Annotated in this window: 28 protein-coding genes and 1 pseudogene; 17 read left to right on the top strand and 12 right to left on the bottom strand. The window is 63.6% G+C overall.

The window, feature by feature from the left end:
- Positions 1 to 87 precede the first annotated feature (87 nt).
- Positions 88 to 816, bottom strand: coding sequence for a class I SAM-dependent methyltransferase (locus tag X743_RS153515; RefSeq protein ID WP_023766127.1), 729 nt, complete (start codon positions 814 to 816; stop codon positions 88 to 90).
- A 110-nt stretch (positions 817 to 926) separates the two neighbouring features.
- Complete coding sequence (locus X743_RS153520) at positions 927 to 1,376, bottom strand: Lrp/AsnC family transcriptional regulator (protein WP_013892523.1); 450 nt, start codon at positions 1,374 to 1,376, stop codon at positions 927 to 929.
- A gap of 133 nt (positions 1,377 to 1,509) precedes the next feature.
- Here X743_RS153520 and X743_RS153525 point away from each other — a divergent pair, with 133 nt between their 5' ends.
- From X743_RS153525 to X743_RS153535, 3 genes are all read left to right on the top strand, one after another.
- Positions 1,510 to 2,394, top strand: a complete 885-nt coding sequence (locus tag X743_RS153525; RefSeq protein ID WP_023766126.1) for a DMT family transporter — start codon at positions 1,510 to 1,512, stop codon at positions 2,392 to 2,394.
- A 141-nt stretch (positions 2,395 to 2,535) separates the two neighbouring features.
- Positions 2,536 to 3,183: a thiamine phosphate synthase gene (locus X743_RS153530; protein WP_023766125.1), complete on the top strand. Its 648-nt coding sequence runs from the start codon at positions 2,536 to 2,538 to the stop codon at positions 3,181 to 3,183.
- A gap of 1 nt (position 3,184) precedes the next feature.
- Entirely contained in the window at positions 3,185 to 4,228 is a 1,044-nt protein-coding gene (locus X743_RS153535) for a tetratricopeptide repeat protein (protein ID WP_023766124.1), read from the top strand.
- A 15-nt stretch (positions 4,229 to 4,243) separates the two neighbouring features.
- Here the strand turns inward: X743_RS153535 and X743_RS153540 are convergent, their stop codons facing one another.
- Positions 4,244 to 5,260, bottom strand: coding sequence for an NAD(P)-dependent alcohol dehydrogenase (locus X743_RS153540; protein WP_023766123.1), 1,017 nt, complete (start codon positions 5,258 to 5,260; stop codon positions 4,244 to 4,246).
- Positions 5,261 to 5,368: 108 nt separating this feature from the next.
- On the opposite strand from X743_RS153540, the gene X743_RS1000000169820 reads away from it, so the two are divergent.
- The 7 genes from X743_RS1000000169820 to X743_RS153570 all read left to right on the top strand — a co-directional run bounded on the left by X743_RS1000000169820 (position 5,369) and on the right by X743_RS153570 (position 11,536).
- Positions 5,369 to 6,232: a LysR family transcriptional regulator gene (locus tag X743_RS1000000169820; protein WP_023766122.1), complete on the top strand. Its 864-nt coding sequence runs from the start codon at positions 5,369 to 5,371 to the stop codon at positions 6,230 to 6,232.
- Positions 6,233 to 6,371: 139 nt separating this feature from the next.
- Entirely contained in the window at positions 6,372 to 6,938 is a 567-nt protein-coding gene (efp, locus tag X743_RS153545) for an elongation factor P (protein ID WP_013892519.1), read from the top strand.
- Between the two features lie 84 nt (positions 6,939 to 7,022).
- A complete protein-coding gene (locus tag X743_RS153550) occupies positions 7,023 to 7,823 on the top strand; it encodes an inositol monophosphatase family protein (protein ID WP_023766121.1) in 801 nt (266 codons plus the stop codon).
- A gap of 150 nt (positions 7,824 to 7,973) precedes the next feature.
- Positions 7,974 to 8,678, top strand: a complete 705-nt coding sequence (locus tag X743_RS153555; RefSeq protein WP_023766120.1) for a hemolysin III family protein — start codon at positions 7,974 to 7,976, stop codon at positions 8,676 to 8,678.
- Between the two features lie 123 nt (positions 8,679 to 8,801).
- On the top strand, positions 8,802 to 9,827 hold the full coding sequence (locus X743_RS153560) for a MotA/TolQ/ExbB proton channel family protein (protein WP_013892516.1): 1,026 nt from the start codon (positions 8,802 to 8,804) through the stop codon (positions 9,825 to 9,827).
- A 1-nt stretch (position 9,828) separates the two neighbouring features.
- Positions 9,829 to 10,860, top strand: coding sequence for a peptidoglycan -binding protein (locus X743_RS153565; RefSeq protein ID WP_023766119.1), 1,032 nt, complete (start codon positions 9,829 to 9,831; stop codon positions 10,858 to 10,860).
- 250 nt (positions 10,861 to 11,110) lie between these two features.
- Entirely contained in the window at positions 11,111 to 11,536 is a 426-nt protein-coding gene (locus tag X743_RS153570) for a hypothetical protein (protein WP_023766118.1), read from the top strand.
- Between the two features lie 97 nt (positions 11,537 to 11,633).
- Here X743_RS153570 and X743_RS153575 read toward each other — a convergent pair whose 3' ends face one another.
- A complete protein-coding gene (locus tag X743_RS153575; RefSeq protein WP_023766117.1) occupies positions 11,634 to 11,987 on the bottom strand; it encodes a DUF1304 domain-containing protein in 354 nt (117 codons plus the stop codon).
- 140 nt (positions 11,988 to 12,127) lie between these two features.
- Here X743_RS153575 and X743_RS01000000168990 point away from each other — a divergent pair.
- Positions 12,128 to 13,604, top strand: a pseudogene (locus X743_RS01000000168990) (carboxypeptidase M32).
- A gap of 66 nt (positions 13,605 to 13,670) precedes the next feature.
- Here the strand turns inward: X743_RS01000000168990 and X743_RS153580 are convergent.
- Positions 13,671 to 15,470: an ABC transporter transmembrane domain-containing protein gene (locus X743_RS153580; protein ID WP_023766116.1), complete on the bottom strand. Its 1,800-nt coding sequence runs from the start codon at positions 15,468 to 15,470 to the stop codon at positions 13,671 to 13,673.
- A 206-nt stretch (positions 15,471 to 15,676) separates the two neighbouring features.
- On the opposite strand from X743_RS153580, the gene rpmE reads away from it, so the two are divergent.
- Positions 15,677 to 15,898 carry a 50S ribosomal protein L31 gene (rpmE, locus tag X743_RS153585; protein WP_010912060.1) on the top strand — a complete coding sequence of 74 codons (222 nt, stop codon included), beginning with the start codon at positions 15,677 to 15,679 and terminating at the stop codon, positions 15,896 to 15,898.
- 199 nt (positions 15,899 to 16,097) lie between these two features.
- On the opposite strand, the gene X743_RS153590 is transcribed toward rpmE, so the two are convergent.
- Entirely contained in the window at positions 16,098 to 16,739 is a 642-nt protein-coding gene (locus tag X743_RS153590) for a TetR/AcrR family transcriptional regulator (RefSeq protein ID WP_023766115.1), read from the bottom strand.
- A gap of 111 nt (positions 16,740 to 16,850) precedes the next feature.
- On the opposite strand from X743_RS153590, the gene X743_RS153595 reads away from it, so the two are divergent.
- Both X743_RS153595 and X743_RS1000000170700 read left to right on the top strand, forming a co-directional pair.
- Positions 16,851 to 17,330 (top strand): DUF1772 domain-containing protein, encoded by a 480-nt coding sequence (locus tag X743_RS153595; RefSeq protein ID WP_023766114.1) that lies wholly within the window; start codon positions 16,851 to 16,853, stop codon positions 17,328 to 17,330.
- Between the two features lie 55 nt (positions 17,331 to 17,385).
- Positions 17,386 to 17,535, top strand: coding sequence for a hypothetical protein (locus X743_RS1000000170700; protein WP_023766113.1), 150 nt, complete (start codon positions 17,386 to 17,388; stop codon positions 17,533 to 17,535).
- Positions 17,536 to 17,553: 18 nt separating this feature from the next.
- Here the strand turns inward: X743_RS1000000170700 and X743_RS153600 are convergent, their stop codons facing one another.
- The 3 genes from X743_RS153600 to X743_RS153610 form a co-directional block, all read right to left on the bottom strand.
- Positions 17,554 to 17,871 (bottom strand): SelT/SelW/SelH family protein, encoded by a 318-nt coding sequence (locus X743_RS153600; protein WP_013892508.1) that lies wholly within the window; start codon positions 17,869 to 17,871, stop codon positions 17,554 to 17,556.
- On the bottom strand, positions 17,868 to 18,617 hold the full coding sequence (locus tag X743_RS153605) for a YebC/PmpR family DNA-binding transcriptional regulator (protein WP_023766112.1): 750 nt from the start codon (positions 18,615 to 18,617) through the stop codon (positions 17,868 to 17,870). Before X743_RS153605 ends, X743_RS153600 begins: the two co-directional genes overlap by 4 nt.
- A 203-nt stretch (positions 18,618 to 18,820) precedes the next feature.
- Positions 18,821 to 19,144, bottom strand: a complete 324-nt coding sequence (locus X743_RS153610; RefSeq protein ID WP_023766111.1) for a helix-turn-helix domain-containing protein — start codon at positions 19,142 to 19,144, stop codon at positions 18,821 to 18,823.
- 51 nt (positions 19,145 to 19,195) lie between these two features.
- Here X743_RS153610 and X743_RS153615 point away from each other — a divergent pair, with 51 nt between their 5' ends.
- The 3 genes from X743_RS153615 to X743_RS153625 all read left to right on the top strand — a co-directional run bounded on the left by X743_RS153615 (position 19,196) and on the right by X743_RS153625 (position 20,690).
- Positions 19,196 to 19,678 (top strand): SRPBCC domain-containing protein, encoded by a 483-nt coding sequence (locus X743_RS153615; RefSeq protein WP_023766110.1) that lies wholly within the window; start codon positions 19,196 to 19,198, stop codon positions 19,676 to 19,678.
- A 19-nt stretch (positions 19,679 to 19,697) separates the two neighbouring features.
- Positions 19,698 to 20,090 (top strand): VOC family protein, encoded by a 393-nt coding sequence (locus X743_RS153620; protein ID WP_023766109.1) that lies wholly within the window; start codon positions 19,698 to 19,700, stop codon positions 20,088 to 20,090.
- 126 nt (positions 20,091 to 20,216) lie between these two features.
- On the top strand, positions 20,217 to 20,690 hold the full coding sequence (locus tag X743_RS153625) for an SRPBCC family protein (protein WP_023766108.1): 474 nt from the start codon (positions 20,217 to 20,219) through the stop codon (positions 20,688 to 20,690).
- On the opposite strand, the gene X743_RS153630 is transcribed toward X743_RS153625, so the two are convergent.
- From X743_RS153630 to X743_RS153640, 3 genes are all read right to left on the bottom strand, one after another.
- Complete coding sequence (locus X743_RS153630; RefSeq protein ID WP_023766107.1) at positions 20,687 to 20,974, bottom strand: BrnA antitoxin family protein; 288 nt, start codon at positions 20,972 to 20,974, stop codon at positions 20,687 to 20,689. The genes X743_RS153625 and X743_RS153630 overlap by 4 nt on opposite strands.
- Positions 20,955 to 21,242: a BrnT family toxin gene (locus X743_RS1000000170695; protein ID WP_084555510.1), complete on the bottom strand. Its 288-nt coding sequence runs from the start codon at positions 21,240 to 21,242 to the stop codon at positions 20,955 to 20,957. Before X743_RS1000000170695 ends, X743_RS153630 begins: the two co-directional genes overlap by 20 nt.
- A gap of 78 nt (positions 21,243 to 21,320) precedes the next feature.
- Complete coding sequence (locus tag X743_RS153640) at positions 21,321 to 22,088, bottom strand: TerC family protein (protein ID WP_031257767.1); 768 nt, start codon at positions 22,086 to 22,088, stop codon at positions 21,321 to 21,323.
- Positions 22,089 to 22,107 lie beyond the last annotated feature (19 nt).

Below are 22,107 nucleotides of genomic sequence, written 5' to 3'. Positions count from 1 at the left end.
AATGGCCTGAATAGCCTAGAATTACGCGTCGGGCGACTGCAAATCCGGGTCGCCCGCCGCGCACCCGGCCAATGGCTGGCGCCGGCCCTATCGCCGGGCCGAAACCAGCAGGAACATCGGCCGATCGAGCTCTTCCGCCAGTTCCGGCCTGGCCGCGATCTGCTCGGCCGTCGGACAGAAATCCTCGACATGCTCTATGGTGAAGCCGGACCGGATCAGGCTGTTCAGCGTGGTACCCATCGTGCGGTGATATTTGACCACCCCCTTGGCAAGCCAGTCGGTCTTGCGAGGGCCTTCCACCAGATATTGGTCGACGGGCCACGTCTTGCGGCCTTCGGCATCGATCAGCCAGCCGGGTTTGGTCGGCGCCATGTAGATCGGATGTTCCGTCGAGAAGACGAAATGGCCGCCGGGCGAAAGGGCTCGATGCACCGTCCCGAACAGCCGCGCTACGTCCTCGACATAATGGAGCGCAAGCGAGCTGTAGGCGAGATCGAAGGCACCTTGCGGCAGGCTGAGCTGGTCGAGATCGGCCCGCTCATAGGTGATGCCGGTGTCCGGGCCGGCGGCTCTCGCCCGGGCGAGCATCTTCTCCGACAGGTCCAAGCCAAGGATCTCTCGCGCCCCATTCTCATGCGCCCAGCGGCAGAACCAGCCGAAGCCGCAGCCGAGATCGACAACCCGCAAGCCGCCGATTTCAGGCAGCATCGCCCGCAGCGCCGGCCATTCGGCAGCCCCCTCCAGGCCCTCGACCGAACGGCCAAGCTGGCTGTAGCCGGCGAAGAAATCCGGCTGGTCGTAGATATTCTGAGCCATGTTTTCCTCGTTGTCAGGCAATCATCGTTCCCGGACAATCATCTGGTGGAAGACTGACATTTGGTGGGCTGGCCGCGCATTTCCACCTCGGCCACGCGGTGTCAAGGCAATCAGGCCGACGGTGCCCCGAGCGGTGGTGGCCGCCGCCGGATCGGCTGCGCCTTGATGATGGCGGTGCTGGTCTCGGCCTTGTCGGCGATGCGGTCGAGAATGCCGTCGAGATCACCGATCGAGCGCACGAACAGTCGCGCGACGAAGCAGTCATCGCCCGTCACCTTGTCGCATTCGCCAAACTCGGCAATCTCCTCGATCAGCTTCTGGACGATGTGCAGCTTGCCCGGCAAAGGCTTGATGCGCACGATCGCCTGCAGCGTATAGCCGAGCGCCAGCGGATCGATCTCGACCGTGAACGCCCGGATGACGCCACGCTCCTCGAGCCGCCGAAGCCGCTCCGAAACGCTTGGCGACGACAGTCCGACCTGGGCCGCCAGATCCTTCAGCGAGGTCCGCGCGTCCCTCACCAGGATTTCGAGGAGATTTCGATCGAGATCGTCAAGCATTTCAGATTTCTCGCAGATTCGGAGCAGATACCTAATATAATTAGGCCATCTATCCATATTCCCTTTTTCAGATGATGGAAAGCACCCGCGTCGCATGAGATTATGCGGCCTCAACGGGTTTGAGAGGTCCATCATGAACGATACGGTACGCGGCACGATCGAAATGTCCGCCGCCATGGCGATCCTGGGAACGATCGGCTGGTTCGTGATCATGTCCGGCCAGCCGATCATGGATGTGGTGTTCTGGCGCTGCGCGTTCGGCGCGCTGACGCTGCTCGTCATCTGCGCCGGACTGGGGCTGCTGCGCAACGGACTGCCGCTGCGCGTCATCGGCCTCGCCGCGCTTGGCGGTGCCGCCATCGTCATCAACTGGGTTCTGCTCTTCAGTGCTTTCTCCCGCGCGTCGATCTCCATCGCCACCGCCGTCTACAACACCCAGCCCTTCATGCTGGTCGGCTTCGGCGCGCTCTTCTTCGCCGAGCGGCTGACACTGACCAAACTGACCTGGCTGACAATAGCCTTCGCCGGCATGGTGCTGATCGTCGACGCCGCCCCTGACGCCGGCGATGTCGGCACCAACTATTTCGCCGGCATCCTGATGGCGCTGGCCGCGGCCTTCTTCTGGACAGTCGCTGCCATCGTCACCAAGAAGCTCAAGGGCACGCCGCCGCATTTGATCGCGCTCATCCAGGTCTGTGTCGGCGTCGTCATGCTGGCGCCCTTCGCCAATCTCTCGCATCTCCCCGCCGACCCATGGAGCTGGGCCATGCTGGCGACGCTGGGCGTCGTCCACACCGGCCTGATGTACATCCTGATGTATGGCGCCATCCAGAAATTGCCGACGCACCTGCAGGGATCGCTGTCCTTCATCTATCCGATCGTCGCCATCCTGGTCGATGTCACCGCCTTCGGCCATCGCTTGCATCTCAGCCAGGTCGTCGGCGCGGCCGCCATCCTGATTGCTGCCGCCGGGATGAACCTCGGCTGGACGCTGTGGAGGTCGCGAGCCCCGGCCTGACGACCGCAACCGCTCACGAGATGCCTGGAGGCGTTTCGACCAGCGATCCCGCCCGTCCGCCTGTTCAAAGCGGGCAGTTTGCTCTATGCCGCAATCCAACCATCTTCGCCCGGCATAGGCGAAACTCGGGATCGAAGAGCCATGAACGACGCAACGCCCCCCAACCGCTGCCGCATTGTGCTGATCGCGCCGCCAGGCGTGCCGGCGGACCGTATCGCGGCCGCATTCGACGGCGGCGACGTCGCTTCGCTGATCCTGCCGGAGAACGGCATGGACGAGGCCTCCTTCCAGGCCTTCGCCGAACAAATCGTGCCGGCGGCGCAGGCCGCGGGCGTGGCCGTCATCATCGCCGGCGACACCCGGATCGCCGGCCGTGTCCAGGCCGACGGCATCCATGTCGAGGTTTCCAAGGCCGAGCTCGCCGAAACGATTGGGCATTTCCAGGCCAAGATGATGGTCGGCACCGGCGGCGCCAAGACGCGTGACGATGCGCTTGAACTTGGCGAGACGCGGCCCGACTACATCTTCTTCGGCCGCTTCGGCTACGACAACAAGCCCGAGCCGCACCCGCGCAACCTGTCGCTGGGGCGATGGTGGGCCGACATGATCCAGATCCCCTGCATCGTCATGGCTGGATCCGACGTCGCATCCATCGAGACGGTGGCCGACACCGGCGCCGAATTCGTCGCCCTGTCCAGCGCGGTGTTCGCCGACGGCGTCGATCCGCAGGCGGCGGTCGCCCAAGCCAACGCGTCGCTCGACGAAACCGCGCCACGCTTCGAGGATTGACGTGGCGTCGGCTAGGCTTCCCCTTCAGGCCCTGCTTGCGGCGGTCATGATCCAGACCGCTGCCGCCGCTGAAACGGTACCCTTGCCGCAGCCCAAGCCGGGTACCGGCATGCATACCGACAAGCCGATCGAAAACCAGCTGCCGCAGCCCGCCACCACCGCGGAGCCCGCGCCCTTGCCCTCGGCCGACAACATCAACCCCGACCGCTTCGGCGCCAAGCCGGCGGACGCGGCCTATGGCGCCTTCCAGCGCGGGCTCTACAAGACCGCCTACAACCTCGCGCTGGTCCGCGCCCAAAACGGCGACCCGGCGGCGCAGACGCTGGTGGCCGAGATCCTGTCGCGCGGGCTCGGCGTGCCGCTCAATGCGGCGGAGGCGGCGAAATGGTATGCGCTTGCCGCCGAACAGGGCGTGCCGGAATCCCAGTTCCAGTACGCGCTGATGCTGCTCGACGGGCGCTACGTCAAGAAGGACGAGAAGGAGGCCTATGCGCTGATGCAGGCCGCCGCCGAAGCCGGCAACCGGCTGGCGCAATTCAATTTCGCGCAGATGCTGGTCCAGCAGGATCCCGGCGACGCAGGCTGGAGCAAGGCGGTCTCCTACTATGAGCGCGCCGCAGCGACCGGCCTCGCCGACGCGCAGTACGCCATGTCCCAGATCTATGCCAACGGCGTCGGCGGAAAGACCCGCGACGACGCGCACGCAAGGCGCCTGCTGGCGCAGGCCGCGCGGCAGAACTACGACACCGCGCAGATCGACCTCGCCGCCTGGATGATCGAGGGCCGCGGCGGCGCGCGCGACCTGAAATCCGCCTTCGGCTGGACGAAGCAGGCAGCCGAAGGCGGCAATGTCGCCGCCGAGAACCGCCTGGCGAAACTCTATATGGAAGGCATCGGCGTCGACCCCGACCTGGTGCTCGCCGCCGCCTGGTACATCGTCGCGCGCCGCGCCGGTCTCATCGATCCTCAGATGGATGATTTCCTGCAAGGGCTGAGCGACGACCAGACCAAGCAGGCCTTGCAGAAGGCGAACCGCCTGCCTTGAGACCGGCTCATGCGGTCATTGCATGTGATCCAGGACGACCTTGCCAAAGGGCGATCCGTGTTCGAGGTGCCGGAAGGCCGCGGCCGCATCCTGCCAGGCAAACACCTTGTCGATCACGGGTTTCATCCGGTTGACGGTCATGCCTCGGTTCATCGCCTCGAAGGACTCGCGCGAACCGACCGGTATGCCGCGCGCCCTGACCTGGCGGCGAAAGATGTCGAGCGGATTGATCGACCCTTCGCTGCCGCCGAGATAGCCGATGACGTTGATCTGGGCACCGCGCGCCGCAGCCTTCAACGATTGGTCGAAGCTTTGTGGTCCGCCGACTTCAATGATGTGGTCGGCGCCACGGCCATCGGTCAGCGCCAGCACCGCCCCCGCCCAGTCCGGATCGCTGCGGTAGTTGATGCCGTCATGCGCGCCAAGCGCCTTAGCCCGCGCGAGCTTGTCGTCGCTGCTTGAGGTGACGATCATGCGTGCGCCCGCTGCCGCGGCGAACTGCACAGCAAACAGCGACACGCCGCCAGTGCCCAAACCGAGCACCGTATCGCCCGGCTTCATCCGGCCTTCAGTGAACAGCGCATGCCAGGCCGTGACCGCGGCGCAAGGCAAAGTCGCCGCTTCGACATCGCTCAGATGCGGTGGCGCAAGCACGGCTGCTTGTTCGTCCAGCCGCGCGAACTCGCTGAGCAGACCATCGATGGGACCGCCACGCTGATAGGAAGGTTCGGCCATGGCAAAGCTGCCGCCGACCCAGCGCTGCCAGAACGTGCCGCAGACGCGGTCGCCGGCCTTGAAGCGGGTCACTTCGGCGCCAACCGCAACCACTTCGCCGACACCGTCCGAAAGCGGAATCAGCGGCAGCGCAAAGGCAGTGTGGTAGCTGCCACGGGCGATTTCGACATCCCGGTAGTTGAGCGCGGTCGCCTTGACCCTGATGATCATCTCCTGGCGGCCTGGTTCCGGCATCGGCCGCTCCACCGGTCTGAGATTTTCGATGCCGCCGGGGGCCTGCAATTCGATGGCCTTCATTGTCTTCCCTTTCCTTTTTGGCAACCCGCCAAGGGAAAATCGCTTGCCTGCGCGCCGATTTCAAATTCATAATAATCAGAATGATTATGCATCTGGAGTATTTCGACGATGCTGGAGGAGCTGCGCACGCTTATTCTCTTCGCTGAGGAAGGCTCGATCCAGAATGTGGCCCGCCGCCTGCCTTTGACGCAGCCGGCCGTTACCCGGCAGATCCAGCGGCTGGAAGAGATGCTTGGGACCACGCTTCTCGATCGTCGGCAGAAGCCTCCGCGCCTGACGGCAGCGGGATCGGAGGTGCTGGCGCGTGCAAAGCACATACTGGCTTCGGTCCAGGCTCTGAAGGCGTTCGCTGCAGATGCCGAGCCGCAAGGCGTACTGCGTGTCGGCCTGGCACACGGCTTGTCCGATGCAAGCGTCGCCGGCGCTATCGCCGGCGCGGCTGCTGCGTTCCCCAAATTATCGCTGCGGCTCAAGACTGGCTGGAGCGCGGAACTCATCGAGCAATTCGAACGCGGCCAACTCGATGCGGCGATCGTTCTGCGACCTGCCGATCGTCAGTGCTCGGACGCGCTCGGCATCGAACGTCTCTGCATCGTGCAGGCTGGCGGCACCGAAACCCATCTTGCAGACGCTGGGACTCACATGTCTTGGGTTCTTAGCCCCGAGCCCTGCGACGCGCGTCAGAAACTCCTCTCAAGTTTGGGCGGCGAACGGCATCGGCTCGTTGTGGCGGCCGAAATTCAGGATCCGGCAATGCAGATGGAGTGGGTACGTCGTGGGCACGGCCTCGGCCTGATGCCATTGCGGCTCGCGGCGCGAGGACTCCCCGACGGCCTCGCGCTTGTCGATATCGAAGATTTAGATCTTTCACTGCAGGTCGTGGCGCTGCGCTCCCCGCACCTCAACCGGCTGGCGAATGCCGCGGATGCCATTGCAAAGGCCGTCGGCGAAGCTATCAAAATCGAGACCTGATGCCGGCTGGCAGGCCAGAGCCGATCCCGCGTCCCTTGCCTCTCCGGGCGATTTGTGGTCTTGGAAGCCCGAAATCGCTTTCCCAGCGACAATCCCATACCAACGGCTGGCCGTTGGCAGCATCCCGGATCACCTCATCATGGCCAAGATCAACGGCAACGAAATCCGTCCCGGCTACGTCATCGAGCACGATGGCGGCCTCTGGGTGGCGGTCAGGACCAACACCGTCAAGCCTGGCAAGGGCGGCGCCTACAACCAGGTCGAGCTGAAGAACCTCATCAACGGCACCAAGCTCAACGAGCGCTTCCGCTCGGCCGAGACGGTCGAGCAGATCCGCCTCGACCTGAAGGATTTTTCCTTCCTCTACGAACAGGACGACGCGCTGGTGTTCATGGACACCCAGAGCTACGAGCAGCTCGAATTGAACAAGGACTTCGTCGGCGACCGCGCCGCCTTCCTGCAGGACGGCATGATGGTGACGGTGCAGCTTTACGAGGAAAGGCCGATCGGCATCTCGCTGCCCGACTACGTGACCCTGGCCATCACCGAGGCGGACCCGGTGGTGAAGGGCCAGACGGCGGCATCCTCATACAAGCCGGCGGTGCTGGAGAACGGCATCCGCGTTCTGGTGCCGCCCTTCATCGGCGCCGGCGAACGCATTATCGTCGACACCAACGAAATCACTTACGTGCGCCGCGCCGACTGATGCATGTCGCCCAAAAGTGGCCCCGGTTTTGGGTCACCGACATGCATCAAGACAGAGTTTAATGCGGGCACAGGAAGACATACGATGGCACGCTCAGCCCTTCTCAACGTCATGGTCCAGGCCGCAATGAAGGCCGGCCGCTCGCTGTCGCGCGACTTCGGCGAGGTCCAGAACCTGCAGGTCTCGATGAAGGGGCCGGGCGACTATGTCAGCCAGGCCGACCGCAAGGCCGAGGACATCGTCTTTGCCGAACTGTCGAAGGCACGCCCGGGCTACGGCTTCCTGATGGAAGAGCGCGGCGTCGTCGCCGGCGACGACAGCCAGCACCGCTGGATCGTCGATCCGCTCGACGGCACCACCAATTTCCTGCACGGCATTCCGCTGTTCGCCGTCTCGATCGCGCTCGAGCGCCAGGGCCAGATCGTCGCCGGCGTCATCTACAATCCGGCAATGGACGAACTCTACACGACCGAGCGCGGCGGCGGCGCCTTCCTGAACGACCGCCGTCTGCGCGTCGCTGGCCGCACCAAGCTCGTCGACGCAGTGATCGGCTGCGGCGTGCCGCATCTGGGACGCGGCCAGCACGGCAATTTCCTGATCGAGCTGCGCCACGTCATGGCCGAGGTCTCCGGCGTCAGGCGCCTTGGCTCGGCTTCGCTCGATCTCGCCTATGTCGCCGCCGGCCGCATGGACGGATTTTGGGAAATCGGCCTGTCGGCCTGGGACATCGCCGCTGGCCTGCTCCTCATCCGCGAGGCGGGCGGCTTCGTCTCCGACATGGATGGCGGACAGGACATGCTGGACCATGGTTCGGTCGTCGCCGGCAACGAGATCATCCAGCGCGCGTTGCTGAAGACGGTGAAAAAGCCCCTCGCGACCCGCTGAAGCAATTCCGGGAAAGGCGCGCAGCTTTCCCTTGGGGAATTGCGTAAAGGCACAAATGCCGCCGCGCTGAACCGCCGCAGTCGCAAAACCGCAACCAAAGCTTGAAATACTGTCCGGCGGCTGCCCAGATAGGGTGACGCAGGATCATTGATGACGAACACACCGCCGCAACTCGAAATCCCCGCCGCACTCGAAATCCCCTTTGTCGGGCGCTGGCACTACTCCCGCGCGGAGATGATCGCCGACGGCATCGTCCATGCGGTCGGCATCGCGCTGGCGATCGCGGCCGGCTCGGCGTTGCTGGCGCTGGCGGCGTCTCGGGTCGGGCTTGGCGAATACATTGCCGCCGCCTTCTATGTCGTCTCGCTGCTCACCGTTCTGTCGGTATCGCTGACCTACAATCTGTGGCCGGTGACCTCGCCGGTAAAATGGGTCCTGCGGCGTTTCGATCACGCCGCGATCTATCTCCTGATCGCGGCCACCTACACGCCGTTTCTGGCACAGCTCGACGGCTCGCCGCTGGCCAATTGGATGATCGTGTTGGTCTGGGTCGCGGCGGCAACGGGCATCACCATCAAGGTGTTGTTCCCCGGCCGCTTCGACCGCCTGGCGATCGTCTTCTATCTCGCCATCGGCTGGAGCGGGGTCGTGCTGGTCAAGCCGCTCGTCGAGACGCTGCCGACGACGTCGATCGTGCTCATTGTCGCCGGTGGCGTCGTCTATTCCTGCGGCGTCGTTTTCTTCGCCTGGAAGGGACTGCGCTTCCACAACGCGCTGTGGCATGGCTTCGTCGTCACCGGCGCCGGCCTGCATCTGGCGGCCATGGTCGACTGTCTGGTAATTAACCGCATTTGAGATTGGACGCGCTGCACATTAGCCCGACGGCAATATTGCCAAGCGCCATTCAATTTGGTCACAATTCCGTTTAGAGTCGCCAACGACGTGATCGGCGGCAGCGGCATCGGAAACGGGGCACGAATGGCTTTTCTCAGATCCTTCGGCATGGGCAGGCGCTCCGACGTCCTGATCTACGATCCACATAAACTGTCGAGCCCGCAGGTCTTCCTGCTCACCATGGTCATCTTCCTGGCCATCGTGGCGTTTATCGCCGCGATATTGACCCGCCAGATCTCGACCGCCTTCGTCACCAATCCCGGCCTAAACGGCCTGATCGTCGGCGTGCTCGCCGTCGGCATCCTGCTGGCCTTCGTCCAGGTCGGGCGGCTGTTTCGCGAGGTGCGCTGGGTCAACTCCTTCCGGGCCGGCTCGGAAACCACCGAACCGGTGCTGCTGGCGCCGATGAAGGCGATGATCGGCCGTTCGTCGTCGATGGCCTTCTCGACCTCCTCGATGCGCACCATGCTCGATTCCATCGCCACGCGCCTCGATGAAAGCCGCGACACCTCGCGCTATCTTGTCGGCCTGCTGGTGTTCCTTGGCCTGCTCGGCACCTTCTGGGGCCTGTTGAACACGATCGGCTCGATCCGCGAGACCATCGAGTCGCTCGATCCCGGCACGGGTGACGCGGCCGCGGTGCTCGATTCGCTGAAGCAGGGCCTGTCGGCGCCGCTGGCTGGCATGGGCACCGCCTTCTCGTCCTCGCTGTTCGGCCTGTCCGGCTCGCTCGTGCTCGGCTTCCTCGACCTGCAGGCCGGCCGCGCCCAGACGCGCTTCTACACCGAGCTCGAGAACTGGCTGTCCTCGGTCACGGACCTCTCGTCCGACATCGTGGTTTCCGACCCCGCCAAGACCGAATCCTCCGACGAGATCCGCGTGCTGTCCGAAAAGCTGCGCAGCATGCAGGAGAACGGCGGCGGCTCCAACCCGCGCGTTGCCACCGCCATGGCCAATCTCGCCGACGGCATTTCCGGCCTGGTCAAGAACATGCGCTCCGAGCAGCAGATCATGCGCGACTGGGTCGAGGCTCAGTCCGACGAGCAGAAGGCGATGCGCAACACGCTGGAAAAGATCGCCGACGCCCTGAAGAAGCAGGGAGTACACTAGCGTGGCCCTGGCACGGGCGCGGCGCGCCGATCGCCGCATCGACTATTGGCCGGGCTTCGTCGATGCACTGTCGACGCTGCTGCTGGCCATCATGTTCCTGCTCACCGTCTTCGTGCTGGCGCAATTCCTGCTCGGCCGCGAAATCTCCGGCAGGGATACGGCGCTGTCACGCCTCAACTCGCAGATCAACGAACTGACCCAGCTTCTGGCGCTGGAGCGCTCGACAGCACAGGACAAGGATGATTCGCTCGCCAATCTGCAGGCGTCGCTATCGGCGGCGGAGGCCGAGAAGAGCCGGCTCGAACAATTGCTGGCGCAAGGCGCCGGCGCCGGCGACGCCGCCAACCGGCGGGCCGCGGAGCTCGGCGGAGAACTCGACAACCAGCGCCAGATCAGCCAGCAGGCGCTGAGCCAGGTCGAGATCCTCAACCAGCAGATCGCCGCACTGCGCAAGCAGATCGGCGCGCTCGAGGACGCGCTCAACGTGTCCGAAACGCGCGACCGCGATTCCAACACCAAGATCGCCGATCTCGGCCGCCGCCTCAACGTCGCGCTGGCCCAGCGCGTGCAGGAACTGAACCGCTACCGCTCCGACTTCTTCGGCCGCCTGCGCGAAATCCTCGCCGATCGCGAGAACATCCGTATCGTCGGCGACCGCTTCGTCTTCCAGTCGGAAGTGCTGTTCCCGACCGGCTCCGAGGTGATCAACGATGCAGGCAAGGTCGAGATGAAGAAACTCGCCGATGCCATCATCGAGCTGCAGAAGGAAATTCCGCCGGAGATCAACTGGGTGCTGCGCGTCGATGGCCACACCGACAACAAGCCGCTGTCCGGCACCGGCCGTTATCGCGACAATTGGGAACTGTCGACGGCGCGCTCGACCTCGGTGGTCAAGTTCCTGATCGAGAACGGCGTGCCTGCCAACCGGCTGGTCGCCGCCGGCTTTGGTGAGTTCCAGCCGCTCGATCCCGCCGACACCGAAGAGGCGCGCAACAAGAACCGCCGCATTGAACTCAAGCTCACCGAACGTTGATCCATCATCACGCGATGTCACGCGAATTTGTTCGCCGGCTCAACTCTAGGGCGCAAAGCGCGACCGGCAAGGCCTGAAAAGATTATCTTTTTTTAATTACACTTCGCGCCGGAGCGCTCCTAGCTTGCTGCGCAGGGCCGAGAACCGCCGGCGATGCCTCTCATCGCGACGCGACGGAACCGGACGGCCCGCGTCCGGAACGCGGGGCGGCAAGGCCGCTCCCTTTTCCCCAGCAAAAGGAGGCGCCGTCATGCGCTCTTCAGCATCTCTCAAGACTGCAACCCTTGCCGCAATACTGATTGCCGCCCCTCTTGCCGGCGCCTATGCCGCGGGCCATCACAAGGGCGCGCTCGACGCCGCCCCACCGACCGAAATGGCGCGCCCGCGTGTCGAGGCTCTCATCGAACAGGCGCAGGGCGTCCGTCAGGGCATCGTGGACGCAAGACAGGCTAACAACATCACCCCGGCGGTCGCCGAACACTTGGAAATGCGCACCAACCAGATCAGCCAGGCCGCCGAGAAGATCGCCGCGTCGGATCACGGCAGGATCCCGTCAGCGCAGTATCGTGACCTGCTGCGCCGCCTCGACAATGTCGACCAGCGGCTGAGGGGCGACACCGGCAGCGGTTTCATGATGGGCGACGGCTCCGACGGCGGAAACTATCCGAACGGCTGAGCCTATCCCGCCTGGAAAGGTCCCAGAGGAAGGACCACCTGGCGCCTTCGGGACCCCAATCCCGCGGGCGCCCTTTTTCCTGATCGGCCGAGTTTGCCTACCAGCCAAGCCAGACCGCGATCAGGGCGAGCACAGCCGGCACGGTCTGGATGAACAGGATCTTGCGGCCGACCGTTGCCGCGCCGTAGAGGCCGGCAATGGCCACGCACAAAAGGAAGAAGACCTTGACCTGGAAACCGGCCGCGCCGAGGTAAAGCCCCCAGATCAGGCCGGCGGCGAGAAATCCGTTATAGAGACCTTGATTGGCGGCGAGCACCTTCGAGGCGCTGGCGAATTCCGGCGTCAGGCGAAATGTCTTGTGCCCGCGCGGCGTGTCCCAAAGCACCATCTCGAGATAGACGATGTAGACATGGATCAAAGCCACCAGCCCGACCAGGATGTTGCCGATCATTTGCTCCCCCTTCATTTGGCCCGTCAGCATTTCATGCGCGACGGCGTCGGCGCAAGGCGCATCTGCCGGACGATCTCTGAGGGTTGCCAACGCTTTTGCGTTGGTGTCTTTTCGCGCCGTCCTCAATCACGGAAGCCGCCATGTCCTTTCAGAAACTCGACGATCTCGGCCACAAGCTTGAAGCGCTCGAGCATGCGCTGGCCATCCTCAGTGCCGATGAAGCGACCCACATGGCCGTGGGCGGTGGCGAAAAGCGTGCCGAGGCGATGGCAGCCCTTGCCGGCATGTACCACACCAGGGCGACCGCACCGGAGATATCCGACTGGATCGCCGCCGCCGAAGGTGAGGTGCTCGACGACGAGCAGCGCGCGGCACTCGCCGAACTGCGGCGGCAATACACCAATTTGACCTGCCTGCCGGTCGAATTCGTCGAACGCCAGACGACGGCGCGCATGCGTTGCGAGCAGCTGTGGCGCGACCTGCGCCCCAAGAATGATTGGGCGGGCTTTCAGCAGGCGCTGGAGGGCGTGGTGGCGCTGGTGCGCGAAGAGGCCGCCCTGCGCTCCGACGTGCTCGGCCTCGCGCCCTATGATGCTCTGATGGAGCAATACGACCCCGGCAACCGCGTCGCCGACATCACCCCTGTCTTCACCGAGTTAAAGGCCTTCCTCAAGGGGTTCGTGCCGGAGGCGCTGGCAGTGCAGGAAGCGCGGCTGCGCANTGAAGCCGCTTTCGGGCGCTTACGCGATCGACCGCCAGCGCGAACTCGGCCTTGCCATGATGGCGGCGGTCGGCTTCGACCTGACACACGGCTCGCTCTCGGTGTCGCACCATCCCTTCTGCGGCGGCGTGCCGAGCGACGTGCGCATCACCACCCGTTACAAGACATCGGATTTCCTGTCGGCGCTGATGGGCGTGCTGCATGAGACCGGGCACGCGCTCTACGAACAGAACCTGCCCAAGGCATGGTCGCACTGGCCGCTCGGCAAGGCCCGCGGCATGGCCGTGCATGAAAGCCAGAGCCTGTTCGTCGAAAAGCAAATCGGCCGCAACCCCGCCTTCTGGCGCTGGGCTCTGCCGGTGGTGGAAAAGCATCTCGGCGAAGCCTGGTCGCTCGACCATATCCTGCCGCATGTGCACCATGTCGAGCGCGGCCTGATCCGGGTCGACGCCGACGAGGTGACCTATCCGCTGCATGTCATCCTGCGCTACGAACTGGAGCAGGAACTTGTCACGGGCCGGCTGGAGGTGGCTGATCTGCCCGAAGCCTGGGACGCCAGGATGCGCGACTATCTCGGCCTCTCGACCATTGATAATCCTGCCGACGGGCCGATGCAGGACGTGCATTGGCCAAGTGCTGCCTTCGGCTACTTCCCCTCCTACACGCTGGGCGCGATGATGGCGGCGCAGCAATGGGCCGCGCTGACGCGGGAGCATCCGTCGGTCGATGACGATCTGGCGAAAGGGAATTTCGCTGATATCAACGACTGGCGCCGCAAGAAGATATGGTCGCAAGGATCGCGCTGGTCGACCCCGGAGCTGCTCGAGCGCGCCACCGGCGAAAAGCTCAACGCCGCGTATTTCGTCAACCACTTGAAGCAGCGCTACGGCGGCTGAAACCGGCCATCGCGCCATTCCGGTTTTCGGCGACCGGCGGCAACAGCCCGCCGGATCGGAAAATGCCTACTCCGCCGCGCCCCGGAAGGCGCTGGCGCCGGTCTCGAACTGCAGCTTGGCCAACCGTGCATAGATGCCGCCTTTGGCGACGAGACTATGGTGCGTGCCTTCCTCGACGATCGAGCCGCCATCCATGACCAGTATCCTGTCGGCCTTCAGCACGGTTGCCAGCCTATGGGCGATGACGATGGTGGTGCGGCCCTGCATCAGCCGTTCGAGCGCCGTCTGCACCAGCGTCTCGCTTTCGGCGTCGAGCGCCGACGTGGCTTCGTCGAGCAGCAGGATCGGCGCGTCGCGCAGGATGGCGCGGGCGATCGCCACCCGCTGGCGCTGGCCGCCGGACAACGTCACGCCGCGCTCGCCGACCTGACTGTCATAGCCTTTGTCGAGCTTGAGGATGAATTCGTCGGCCAGCGCGTCCTTCGCCGCCGCCTCGATCTCGGCTTTGCCGGCGCCCGGCCGGCCAAAGCCGATATTGTCGCGCGCGGTGGCCGCGAAGATGGTGACGTCCTGCGGCACGATCGCGATGCGTTCGCGCACCGAGGCGGGATCGGCCTCGCGCACGTCGACGCCGTCGATCAGCACCTTGCCGGTTTCGGGATCGTAGAAGCGCAAGATCAGCGAGAAGACCGTGCTTTTGCCCGCACCCGAAGGACCGACGATCGCCACCGTCTCGCCGGGCATGACCTGAAAGCTCAGCCCGTGGACGGCGGCGCGGTCGGGTCTGGCCGGATAGGAGAAGGAGACGTCGTCGAAGACGATCGCTCCCCTGGCGACCGCCGGCAGCGGCTTCGGATCGGCCGGCGCCTGGATCGCCGGCTCCTCGGCCAGGATCTCGGTCAGCCTTTCTGCCGCACCCGCGGCTTGTGCAAGTTCGCCCCAGACTTCCGACAGCGCGCCGAGCGCACCGGCGGCGAACACCGAATAGAGCAGGAACTGGCCGAGCGTGCCCGGCGATATCGTGCCTTCGAGCACGTCGCGCGAGCCGAACCACAGCACCGCGACGACGGAAGAGAAGATGGTGAAGATGGCGAAGAAGGTGAGGAAGGAGCGCGCGAAGATCGAGGCACGGGCCGCCTCGAAGGCAGCCTCCACGGCGCTGGAGAAATGGCCGGTGACCAGCTTCTCATTGGTGAAGGCCTGCAAGGTGCGCACCGCACCGATCTGCTCGCTGGCATAGGCGGTCGCCTCGGCCAGCGTGTCCTGCGCCTGCCTTGACTTGCGCCGCACCGACCGCCCGAAGGCGACCAGCGGCAGCACGATGACGGGAATGGCCGCAATGACCAGGCCTGACAGCTTCGGGCTGGTGACGACCATCATTCCCACTGCGCCCAGGCCAAGGATGACGTTGCGCAGCGCGACCGAGGCGGTGGCGCCGACCGCCGACTTGACCTGCGTGGTGTCGGCGGCGAGCCGCGACACGATCTCGCCCGACTGGGCGGTGTCGAAGAAGGCAGGCGACAGCGTCGTCACATGGGCAAAGACATCGCGCCTGATATCGGCGACGACGCGCTCGCCTAGCGTGATGACGAAATAGTAGCGGCCGGCCGATGCGGCCGCCAGCACGGCAGCCATTGCCACAAGGGCGGCGAAATATTCGGCGATGAAGATGGTGTTGGCTGAGGAGAAACCATGGTCGATCATGCGCCGCACGGCCAGCGGCAGCGCCAATGTCGTTGCCGCCGCGATGGTCAGCGAGATGAGGGCACCGACAACCAGCGTGCGGTAATGCGTTATATAGGGGAACAGGCGGCTGAGCGGCTTGAGCGAGCGTCGACGCTCGTCTGCGCTGCTGGATTGCGCCATCTCGGTGTTTCCTCTAGCCGCCTCGGTGTGTGCGCCTCAATATGCGCTCGCCGCGGCCTTGTGATTCAATTCCGGCTGATGTATAGGCACGCCGACCGTTTTAGAAGCCGTGGCTCCTCAATAGCTGCGGCTTCGAGTTTTAAAAAGGGGCGCATCGACGCAGGCCATTGGCCCGTCAGTGGCGCCGGCAAGCCAGGAACCGAACCATGAAGAGCGCTATTCATCCCGACTACCACACCATCAAGGTCGTCATGACCGACGGTACCGAGTACACGACCCGTTCGACCTGGGGCAAGGAAGGCGATACGATGAACCTCGATATCGACCCGACCACCCACCCGGCCTGGACGGGCGGCCAGCAGACCCTGCTCGACCGCGGCGGCCGCCTGTCGAAGTTCAAGAAGCGTTTCGAAGGTTTCGGCCTCTAAGCCCTTTCGGCATTGCCGCAGATCAAAAACCCGCCTCCGAGGCGGGTTTTTTGTGGCCGCAAGGCAGATCGCCTCAAGCTGGCGCCTCTATCTCCTCCTTGTGGGGAGGTCGGACCGAAGGTCCGGGTGGGGGTCCGGCGCCGCCCCCACCCCGCTGCTTCGCAGCGACCCTCCCCACGAGGGCAAGGGTGAGAGCATCTTACTCGGCGAGCAATTCCCTCAGCGCCATGCGCTTGTAGGCATCGACCAGCCTGTCGCCCTCCTGCCGCTCGACCGAGATCGCCAGCCGCATCGCGGCTTCGCCCATCTGCCACACCAGAAACGCGATGGTCTCCAGCGCCACCGGATCGGCTCGCGGACGCAATCGCTTCAGCACCGCCAAAAGGAATTCAGCATTGGCCCGGCTGTCGGCGAGTTCCAGCTGGCGCAGCGCCTTGTCGGCCTGCGTGCCCGACCAGATGTCACGCATCACCGGCTCAGCCAGGAACAGCCGGTAGTAGATGTCGACCAATTCCGAGAAAGCCCGCCGCAGGCCTTCTGCATCACGGACATCCTTGAGCGCCGCTGAAATGCAGGCCTGGCTCTCGGCAGTGTAGCGCTCGGCCAGCGCCCAGATGATCGCCCGCTTGTCGGGAAAGAACTGGTAGAGCGAGCCGATCGAAACCCCTGCCCGTTCCGCCACCTCGCCCATGCGCATGGCATCGCTGCCCTGCTCGGCGATCAGCGCCGAGGCGGCGGCCAGCATGCGCTCGACCCGCTCGCGGCTGCGCTGCTGGGTTGGCGCGCGCCGTGGCGACGCAAGCTGTTCCTGCGGCGAAACAGGCGCTGCGGTGTCCTCCATGATGGCTCCGATTTCAACAAAATGGCCAGGCAATGGCTTGACTCGAAAAATACGAGGGTTTATCACGTTTTGCAAATGTGAGGATTATTCATATTTTCTGGAGCAACCGACATGATCGCGAAATCTCTCCCCACCTTGATCTTCTTCGCCGCAATCGGCTCCGGCGTCGTCGGCGGCGTGTTCTTTGCCTTTTCCAACTTCGTCATGCCAGCGCTCGCCCGCCTGCCTGCGGCGAGCGGCATCGCCGCGATGAACTCGATCAACGTCACCGTCATCACCCCGGCTTTCATGACCGCACTTTTCGGGACCGGACTGATCTGCCTTGTGCTTATCGCCGGCGCCATCATCGGTTGGAGCCAGCCGGGCTCGTTCTGGCTTCTCGCCGGCGCGCTGATCTATCTCGTCGGCAACCCGATCGTGACCATGGTCTTCAACGTGCCGCTCAACGATGCATTGGCGGCCGTCGACCCGGCCAGCAGCGAAGGCGCAATGCTGTGGTCGCGCTACCTTGATGAATGGGTGATGTGGAACCATGTCCGCGCCATCACGGCAATAGCCGCAATGGCATCTTTCTGGTTCGCCGCGCGTTGACGGCAGGAGTCACTGCCGCGCCTGAAAGTTCAGGACGATCGTCGGGAGACGCGTTTTGAAGGATCAATATTCGACTATGGCCTTCGGCATGGCAATCGGAGTCGGTGTCGGCGCCGCGATCGGCACCGCCCTGGATGACCTTCCGGTGGGCATTGCCATGGGCATCGCGATTGGCGCCGCCTTCGGTGCATGGCGAGGAAAGTGACGGTAGCGCCGGCGACCCTTACGCCTTTGTTTTCCGATCGGCATGACCGAGGTCGCGATCCGGGTCGATGACGTCGCGCACCAGCTGCTTCAGTTTGGCCGCATCCGGAAAGCCGCCGTCGCGCTTGCGATCCCAGACCATCACCTCGTTGCAGGAGATGGTGAAGATGCCGCCGGTGCCGGGCACCAGCGTCACTTCGCCGAGATCCGTACCGAAGGTGGAGAGCAGCTCCTGCGCCATCCAGCCGGCACGCAGCAGCCATTGGCACTGCGTGCAATAGGTGATGCGGATGCCGGGCAGCCGCTTTTCGTCCACGCCGGGTTGAGCTGCGCTCATGCCGCGCTGAGCTTGGCCAGCGTCGCCTCATCGACTTCGAAGTTGGCGTAGACGCTCTGGACGTCGTCGTCATCCTCGAGCGTGGCGACCAGCTTCATCAGCGACTGTGCGCGCTCCTCGTCGACCGGAACGGTGTTCTGCGGCTTCCAGATCAGCTTGACCGATTCCGCTTCGCCGAGCGAGGCTTCCAGTGCCTTCGACACCTCGCCGAGGTTCTCGAAGGCACAATAGATCGTATGACCTTCCTCGTCCGACTCCACGTCGTCGGCGCCGGCTTCGATCGCCGCGTCCATGACCTTGTCGGCGCTGCCGGCCGACACCGGATAGTAGATCTCGCCGGCACGATCCCACATGAACGACACCGAGCCGGTTTCGCCCATCGCCCCGCCGGCCTTGGTGAAGGCGGCGCGCACGTTGGAGGCCGAGCGGTTGCGGTTGTCGGTCAGGGCTTCGACGATGACGGCGACGCCACCGGGACCATAGCCCTCGTAACGTACGGCTTCGTAGTTTTCGGCATCGCCCATCGAGGCCTTGTTGATGGCGCGCTGGATGTTGTCCTTCGGCATCGACACCGCCTTGGCGTTCTGGATCGCCAGGCGCAGGCGCGGGTTCATCGAAGGATCGGGCGTTCCGCTCTTGGCGGCAACGGTGATTTCGCGCGCCAGCTTGGAAAACATTTTCGACCGCACCGCGTCCTGACGGCCCTTGCGGTGCATGATGTTCTTGAACTGTGAATGGCCAGCCATGGCACCCCTGTCGTGTTCGGCTAGAGCACACTGCGACGAGGTGGCTCACCTCGCTTTTGCAAAATGCTCGAATTCAAAATTTCAGAGCGTCCCGGGTGCAACTCGCGGAAGCACGGCGTTCTCTGTCGGAATGGCCGGCTTATAGATAAATCGGCTCAATTCGTCCAGCCGCGGTGCGTTCGCAACGGGAGAGACAGCGCGGCTCACGCCTCGAGATCGGATTTCAGCCGGTCGATGATGCTGAGCGCGTGGCCGGCATACTGGCTGATCCAGCGATCGTGGATCTGCTTGATCGGCAGCGCGTTGAGATGGTTCCAGCGCTCGCGTCCCTCGCGGCGCGCCACGATCAGCTCGGCTTCCTCCAGCACCTTGAGATGCAGCATGACGGTGCAGCGGTCGATGTCGGGAAAGGCATCGCACAGCATCCCCGTGGTCTTCGGCTCTTCCTTCAGCTGGTCCAGCATTTCGCGCCGGCGCGGATGCGCCAGCGCCTTGAAAACATTGTCGTCTTGCGATCGGCTTGACATGTTATGTTTCTATAACATATTCTCGGATCAATCAAGGAAGGAGCTGTGGCTATGTCTCTTGGATTCAAGGTTTCCGGACGCGTCGGCAGGCCGGTCGCCGAAGTCTTCGACGCCGTCGTCAATCCGAAGAAGCTGAGCGGCTATTTCACCACCATCGGCGGCGCCAGCGCGCCGCTTGAAGCCGGCGCGGGCGTCGTCTGGTGGGGCAAGGTGCCGGTCGAGGTCGACGAAGTGGTCAAGGACAGCCGCATCGTGCTGCGCTGGGACGCCACCGACGCCGACGGCAAGCCCGCCTACAAGACCCGTATCGAGATGAACTTCGAGCCGCTGGACGATGGCAGCACCTTCGTCACCATCGCCGAGAGCGGCTGGCGGGAGGGCTCGGTCGGGCTGAAGAAATCCTACCTCAACTGCGAGGGCTGGTCGCAGATGCTGGCCTGCATGAAGGCCTATGTCGAATATGGCATCAATTTGCGCGACGGCTATTACCGCAGCGAGATGAAGGGCGAACCCGCCAACGAGACCAACATTTGAGGGGGGGGGGAGACTCGCGATGACGAGAGTAACGCCATTCCTGATGTTCGAGGGCAAGGCCGAAGAGGCCATGACCCTTTATTGCGAGACCATTCCCGACAGCGAGGTCCTTGACGTCACGCGCTACGGCGCCGGCGAGGATGGCCCGGAAGGCGTGGTCAAGCTGGCGCGCGTGTCCATCGCCGGCCTGGAGGTCATGGCCTTCAACAGCCCGGTGCATCACGCCTTCACCTTCACACCCTCGGTCTCGCTCTACGTGGACTGTTCCTCCGAAGAGGAGCTGGACCGCATTGTCGAGACCTTGGCAAAGGACGGCGCGTTCCTGATGCCGCCTGACAATTACGGCTTCAGCCGCCGCTTCGCCTGGCTGAACGACAGGTTCGGCGTCTCCTGGCAGATCAACCTTGCCTGAGGCAACTTGGGGGTAAGGCAACTCCGGGATGGCACTTGGCGTTTGCTGTCTGGAACCGCGTAAACGCCGGTCGCGGTGCGATGAACGACCTTTCGTGCGATGAACGACCTTTCGAAGGAGGCCACCATGGAAATCCGCGAAACACCAACCGCCGAAGCAGGCATGCTGATCCGAAGGCACGTCGCCGAGGTGTTCGAGGCCATCGTCGATCCGGCCATCACCACCAAATTCTGGTTCACTGACGGCAGCAGCCGGCTGGACAGCGGCAATGAGGTTCGCTGGGAATGGCGCATGTATGGCGTCTCGACGACGGTCAATGTCAGCGAGATCGTCAAGAACGAGAAGATCGTCATGCAATGGAGCGATCCGCCGACCACGGTGGTCTGGACCTTCACCGAAATGCCTGATGCGACCTTTGTCGAGGTCCGCAATTTCGGCTTTGCCGGCAATGGCGACGAGCAGGTGAAGGAAGCCGTCGGCTCGACCGGCGGCTTCACGCTCGTCCTGGCCGGCGCCAAGGCCTGGCTGGAGCAAGGCCTGACATTGGGCCTGATCGGCGACCGTCACCCAAAGGGCGTGCCGCGGAGTGAACCAACTTAGGTTCTACGCCGTTCCTGTTCGATCACATGATGGCGGAGCACGCGATTGATTTCGGTTTGATAACCGCCGCTCCCGACATGTTCCTTGAACCAAGATAGCACATCAGCATCGAGTCTGATGGTCACCGGCTGTTTGAGTGGTCGGTAAAGATGTCCGCGGCGAGCATGAACCCAATTCTCCGCCGGAACCTCCGGGATATCGGAAGTATCAATCTCGCTGTCAGGCAAGTCAGCCAGCTTGGCGAGTTGATCGCGCTGATCCCGACTAAGGTTCTTCTTGCTCATAGCGCCTCCTTTCATGCGGTGTCGCTTTCCGGGCGCCAACAATCCTAATCCGTTCTTCATCTTCGCGATCAGGATACGTGTGGACAACCAGCATAACCACTACGGCTCCGATCGCCCCGATCGCATGCCACCGTTGTTCGCCATCTTCAAAGCGGTCAGGCACTATGAGATGAAGCGGATCATCGAACACCTTTTGGGCCAGATCGAACGCGATGCCGTGCTTGGCAAGGTTGCGCCTAGCTTTTTCAAAGTCCCATTCGAACTGCAAAACAGCACCGTCGACTTACAGTAATGTACGTACAATTTCGTAAGAGTCAATCCAGTTAGGCGTCCGGCAAGTGCCGCCTCAGTGCCGGTCGCCGGATTTCGCCTTCTTGCGTCGCCGCGCCAGCATGTTGAGGCCCTCGACCAGCGCAGAAAAACCCATCGCCGCATAGATGTAGCCCTTGGGCACGTGATAGCCCATGCCGTCGGCAATCAGCGTCATGCCGATCATCAGCAGGAAGCCCAGCGCCAGCATGACGATGCTCGGGTTCTTGGCGATGAAATCCGCCAATGGCCCGGCCGCAAGCATCATGACGCTGACGGCGACGATCACCGCGATGTACATGATGGCGATCTCGTCGGTCATGCCGACGGCGGTTATGATCGAATCGATCGAGAAGACGAGGTCGAGCAGCAGGATCTGGAAGATCGCGCCGGCAAGGCTGATCTGCAGCGTCTCGCCCATCATCGAGTCCTTGTGGTCGTCGGGATCGACCGTGTGATGGATTTCCTTGGTTGCCTTCCACACCAGGAACAGGCCGCCGGCGATGAGGATCAGGTCGCGCCAGGAAAAGCCGTGGCCAAGCGCCGTGAACACCGGCGCCGTCAGCTGGACGATGATCGAGATGGTGGCGAGCAGCACCAGCCGCATGATCAGCGCGGCCGAGATGCCGAGCCGGCGGGCGCGGGCGCGTTGGGCTTCCGGCAGCTTGTTGGTCAGGATCGAGATAAAGATCAGATTGTCGATGCCGAGCACGATCTCGAGCACAACCAGCGTCAACAACGCGACCCAGGCCGTTGGATCGGAAACAAATTGAAAATGCGGCGCAAGGAACTCGATAAGCTGCATGGAGGTCGTCCCCTCTACG

The organism is Mesorhizobium sp. LNHC232B00 (assembly GCF_000502435.1).
Classification (GTDB): domain Bacteria; phylum Pseudomonadota; class Alphaproteobacteria; order Rhizobiales; family Rhizobiaceae; genus Mesorhizobium; species Mesorhizobium opportunistum.
This window is presented reverse-complemented; position numbering and strand designations above follow the sequence as displayed.

Excerpts from the sequence above, each read along its gene's own strand:
- X743_RS1000000169820 (WP_023766122.1), top strand. The coding sequence starts at position 5,369 with ATGCTGGAGGAGCTGCGCACGCTTATTCTCTTCGCTGAGGAAGGCTCG.
- X743_RS153600 (WP_013892508.1), bottom strand. The coding sequence starts at position 17,871 with ATGAGCGCAGCTCAACCCGGCGTGGACGAAAAGCGGCTGCCCGGCATC.
- X743_RS153580 (WP_023766116.1), bottom strand. The coding sequence starts at position 15,470 with ATGGCGCAATCCAGCAGCGCAGACGAGCGTCGACGCTCGCTCAAGCCG.
- X743_RS153595 (WP_023766114.1), top strand. The coding sequence starts at position 16,851 with ATGATCGCGAAATCTCTCCCCACCTTGATCTTCTTCGCCGCAATCGGC.
- X743_RS153560 (WP_013892516.1), top strand. The coding sequence starts at position 8,802 with ATGGCTTTTCTCAGATCCTTCGGCATGGGCAGGCGCTCCGACGTCCTG.
- X743_RS153530 (WP_023766125.1), top strand. The coding sequence starts at position 2,536 with ATGAACGACGCAACGCCCCCCAACCGCTGCCGCATTGTGCTGATCGCG.
- X743_RS153610 (WP_023766111.1), bottom strand. The coding sequence starts at position 19,144 with ATGTCAAGCCGATCGCAAGACGACAATGTTTTCAAGGCGCTGGCGCAT.
- X743_RS153630 (WP_023766107.1), bottom strand. The coding sequence starts at position 20,974 with ATGAGCAAGAAGAACCTTAGTCGGGATCAGCGCGATCAACTCGCCAAG.
- X743_RS153515 (WP_023766127.1), bottom strand. The coding sequence starts at position 816 with ATGGCTCAGAATATCTACGACCAGCCGGATTTCTTCGCCGGCTACAGC.
- X743_RS153620 (WP_023766109.1), top strand. The coding sequence starts at position 19,698 with ATGACGAGAGTAACGCCATTCCTGATGTTCGAGGGCAAGGCCGAAGAG.
- X743_RS153615 (WP_023766110.1), top strand. The coding sequence starts at position 19,196 with ATGTCTCTTGGATTCAAGGTTTCCGGACGCGTCGGCAGGCCGGTCGCC.
- X743_RS153555 (WP_023766120.1), top strand. The coding sequence starts at position 7,974 with ATGACGAACACACCGCCGCAACTCGAAATCCCCGCCGCACTCGAAATC.
- X743_RS153525 (WP_023766126.1), top strand. The coding sequence starts at position 1,510 with ATGAACGATACGGTACGCGGCACGATCGAAATGTCCGCCGCCATGGCG.
- X743_RS153550 (WP_023766121.1), top strand. The coding sequence starts at position 7,023 with ATGGCACGCTCAGCCCTTCTCAACGTCATGGTCCAGGCCGCAATGAAG.
- X743_RS153540 (WP_023766123.1), bottom strand. The coding sequence starts at position 5,260 with ATGAAGGCCATCGAATTGCAGGCCCCCGGCGGCATCGAAAATCTCAGA.
- X743_RS153575 (WP_023766117.1), bottom strand. The coding sequence starts at position 11,987 with ATGATCGGCAACATCCTGGTCGGGCTGGTGGCTTTGATCCATGTCTAC.
- X743_RS153570 (WP_023766118.1), top strand. The coding sequence starts at position 11,111 with ATGCGCTCTTCAGCATCTCTCAAGACTGCAACCCTTGCCGCAATACTG.
- efp (WP_013892519.1), top strand. The coding sequence starts at position 6,372 with ATGGCCAAGATCAACGGCAACGAAATCCGTCCCGGCTACGTCATCGAG.
- X743_RS153520 (WP_013892523.1), bottom strand. The coding sequence starts at position 1,376 with ATGCTTGACGATCTCGATCGAAATCTCCTCGAAATCCTGGTGAGGGAC.
- X743_RS153605 (WP_023766112.1), bottom strand. The coding sequence starts at position 18,617 with ATGGCTGGCCATTCACAGTTCAAGAACATCATGCACCGCAAGGGCCGT.
- X743_RS153625 (WP_023766108.1), top strand. The coding sequence starts at position 20,217 with ATGGAAATCCGCGAAACACCAACCGCCGAAGCAGGCATGCTGATCCGA.
- rpmE (WP_010912060.1), top strand. The coding sequence starts at position 15,677 with ATGAAGAGCGCTATTCATCCCGACTACCACACCATCAAGGTCGTCATG.
- X743_RS153590 (WP_023766115.1), bottom strand. The coding sequence starts at position 16,739 with ATGGAGGACACCGCAGCGCCTGTTTCGCCGCAGGAACAGCTTGCGTCG.
- X743_RS153640 (WP_031257767.1), bottom strand. The coding sequence starts at position 22,088 with ATGCAGCTTATCGAGTTCCTTGCGCCGCATTTTCAATTTGTTTCCGAT.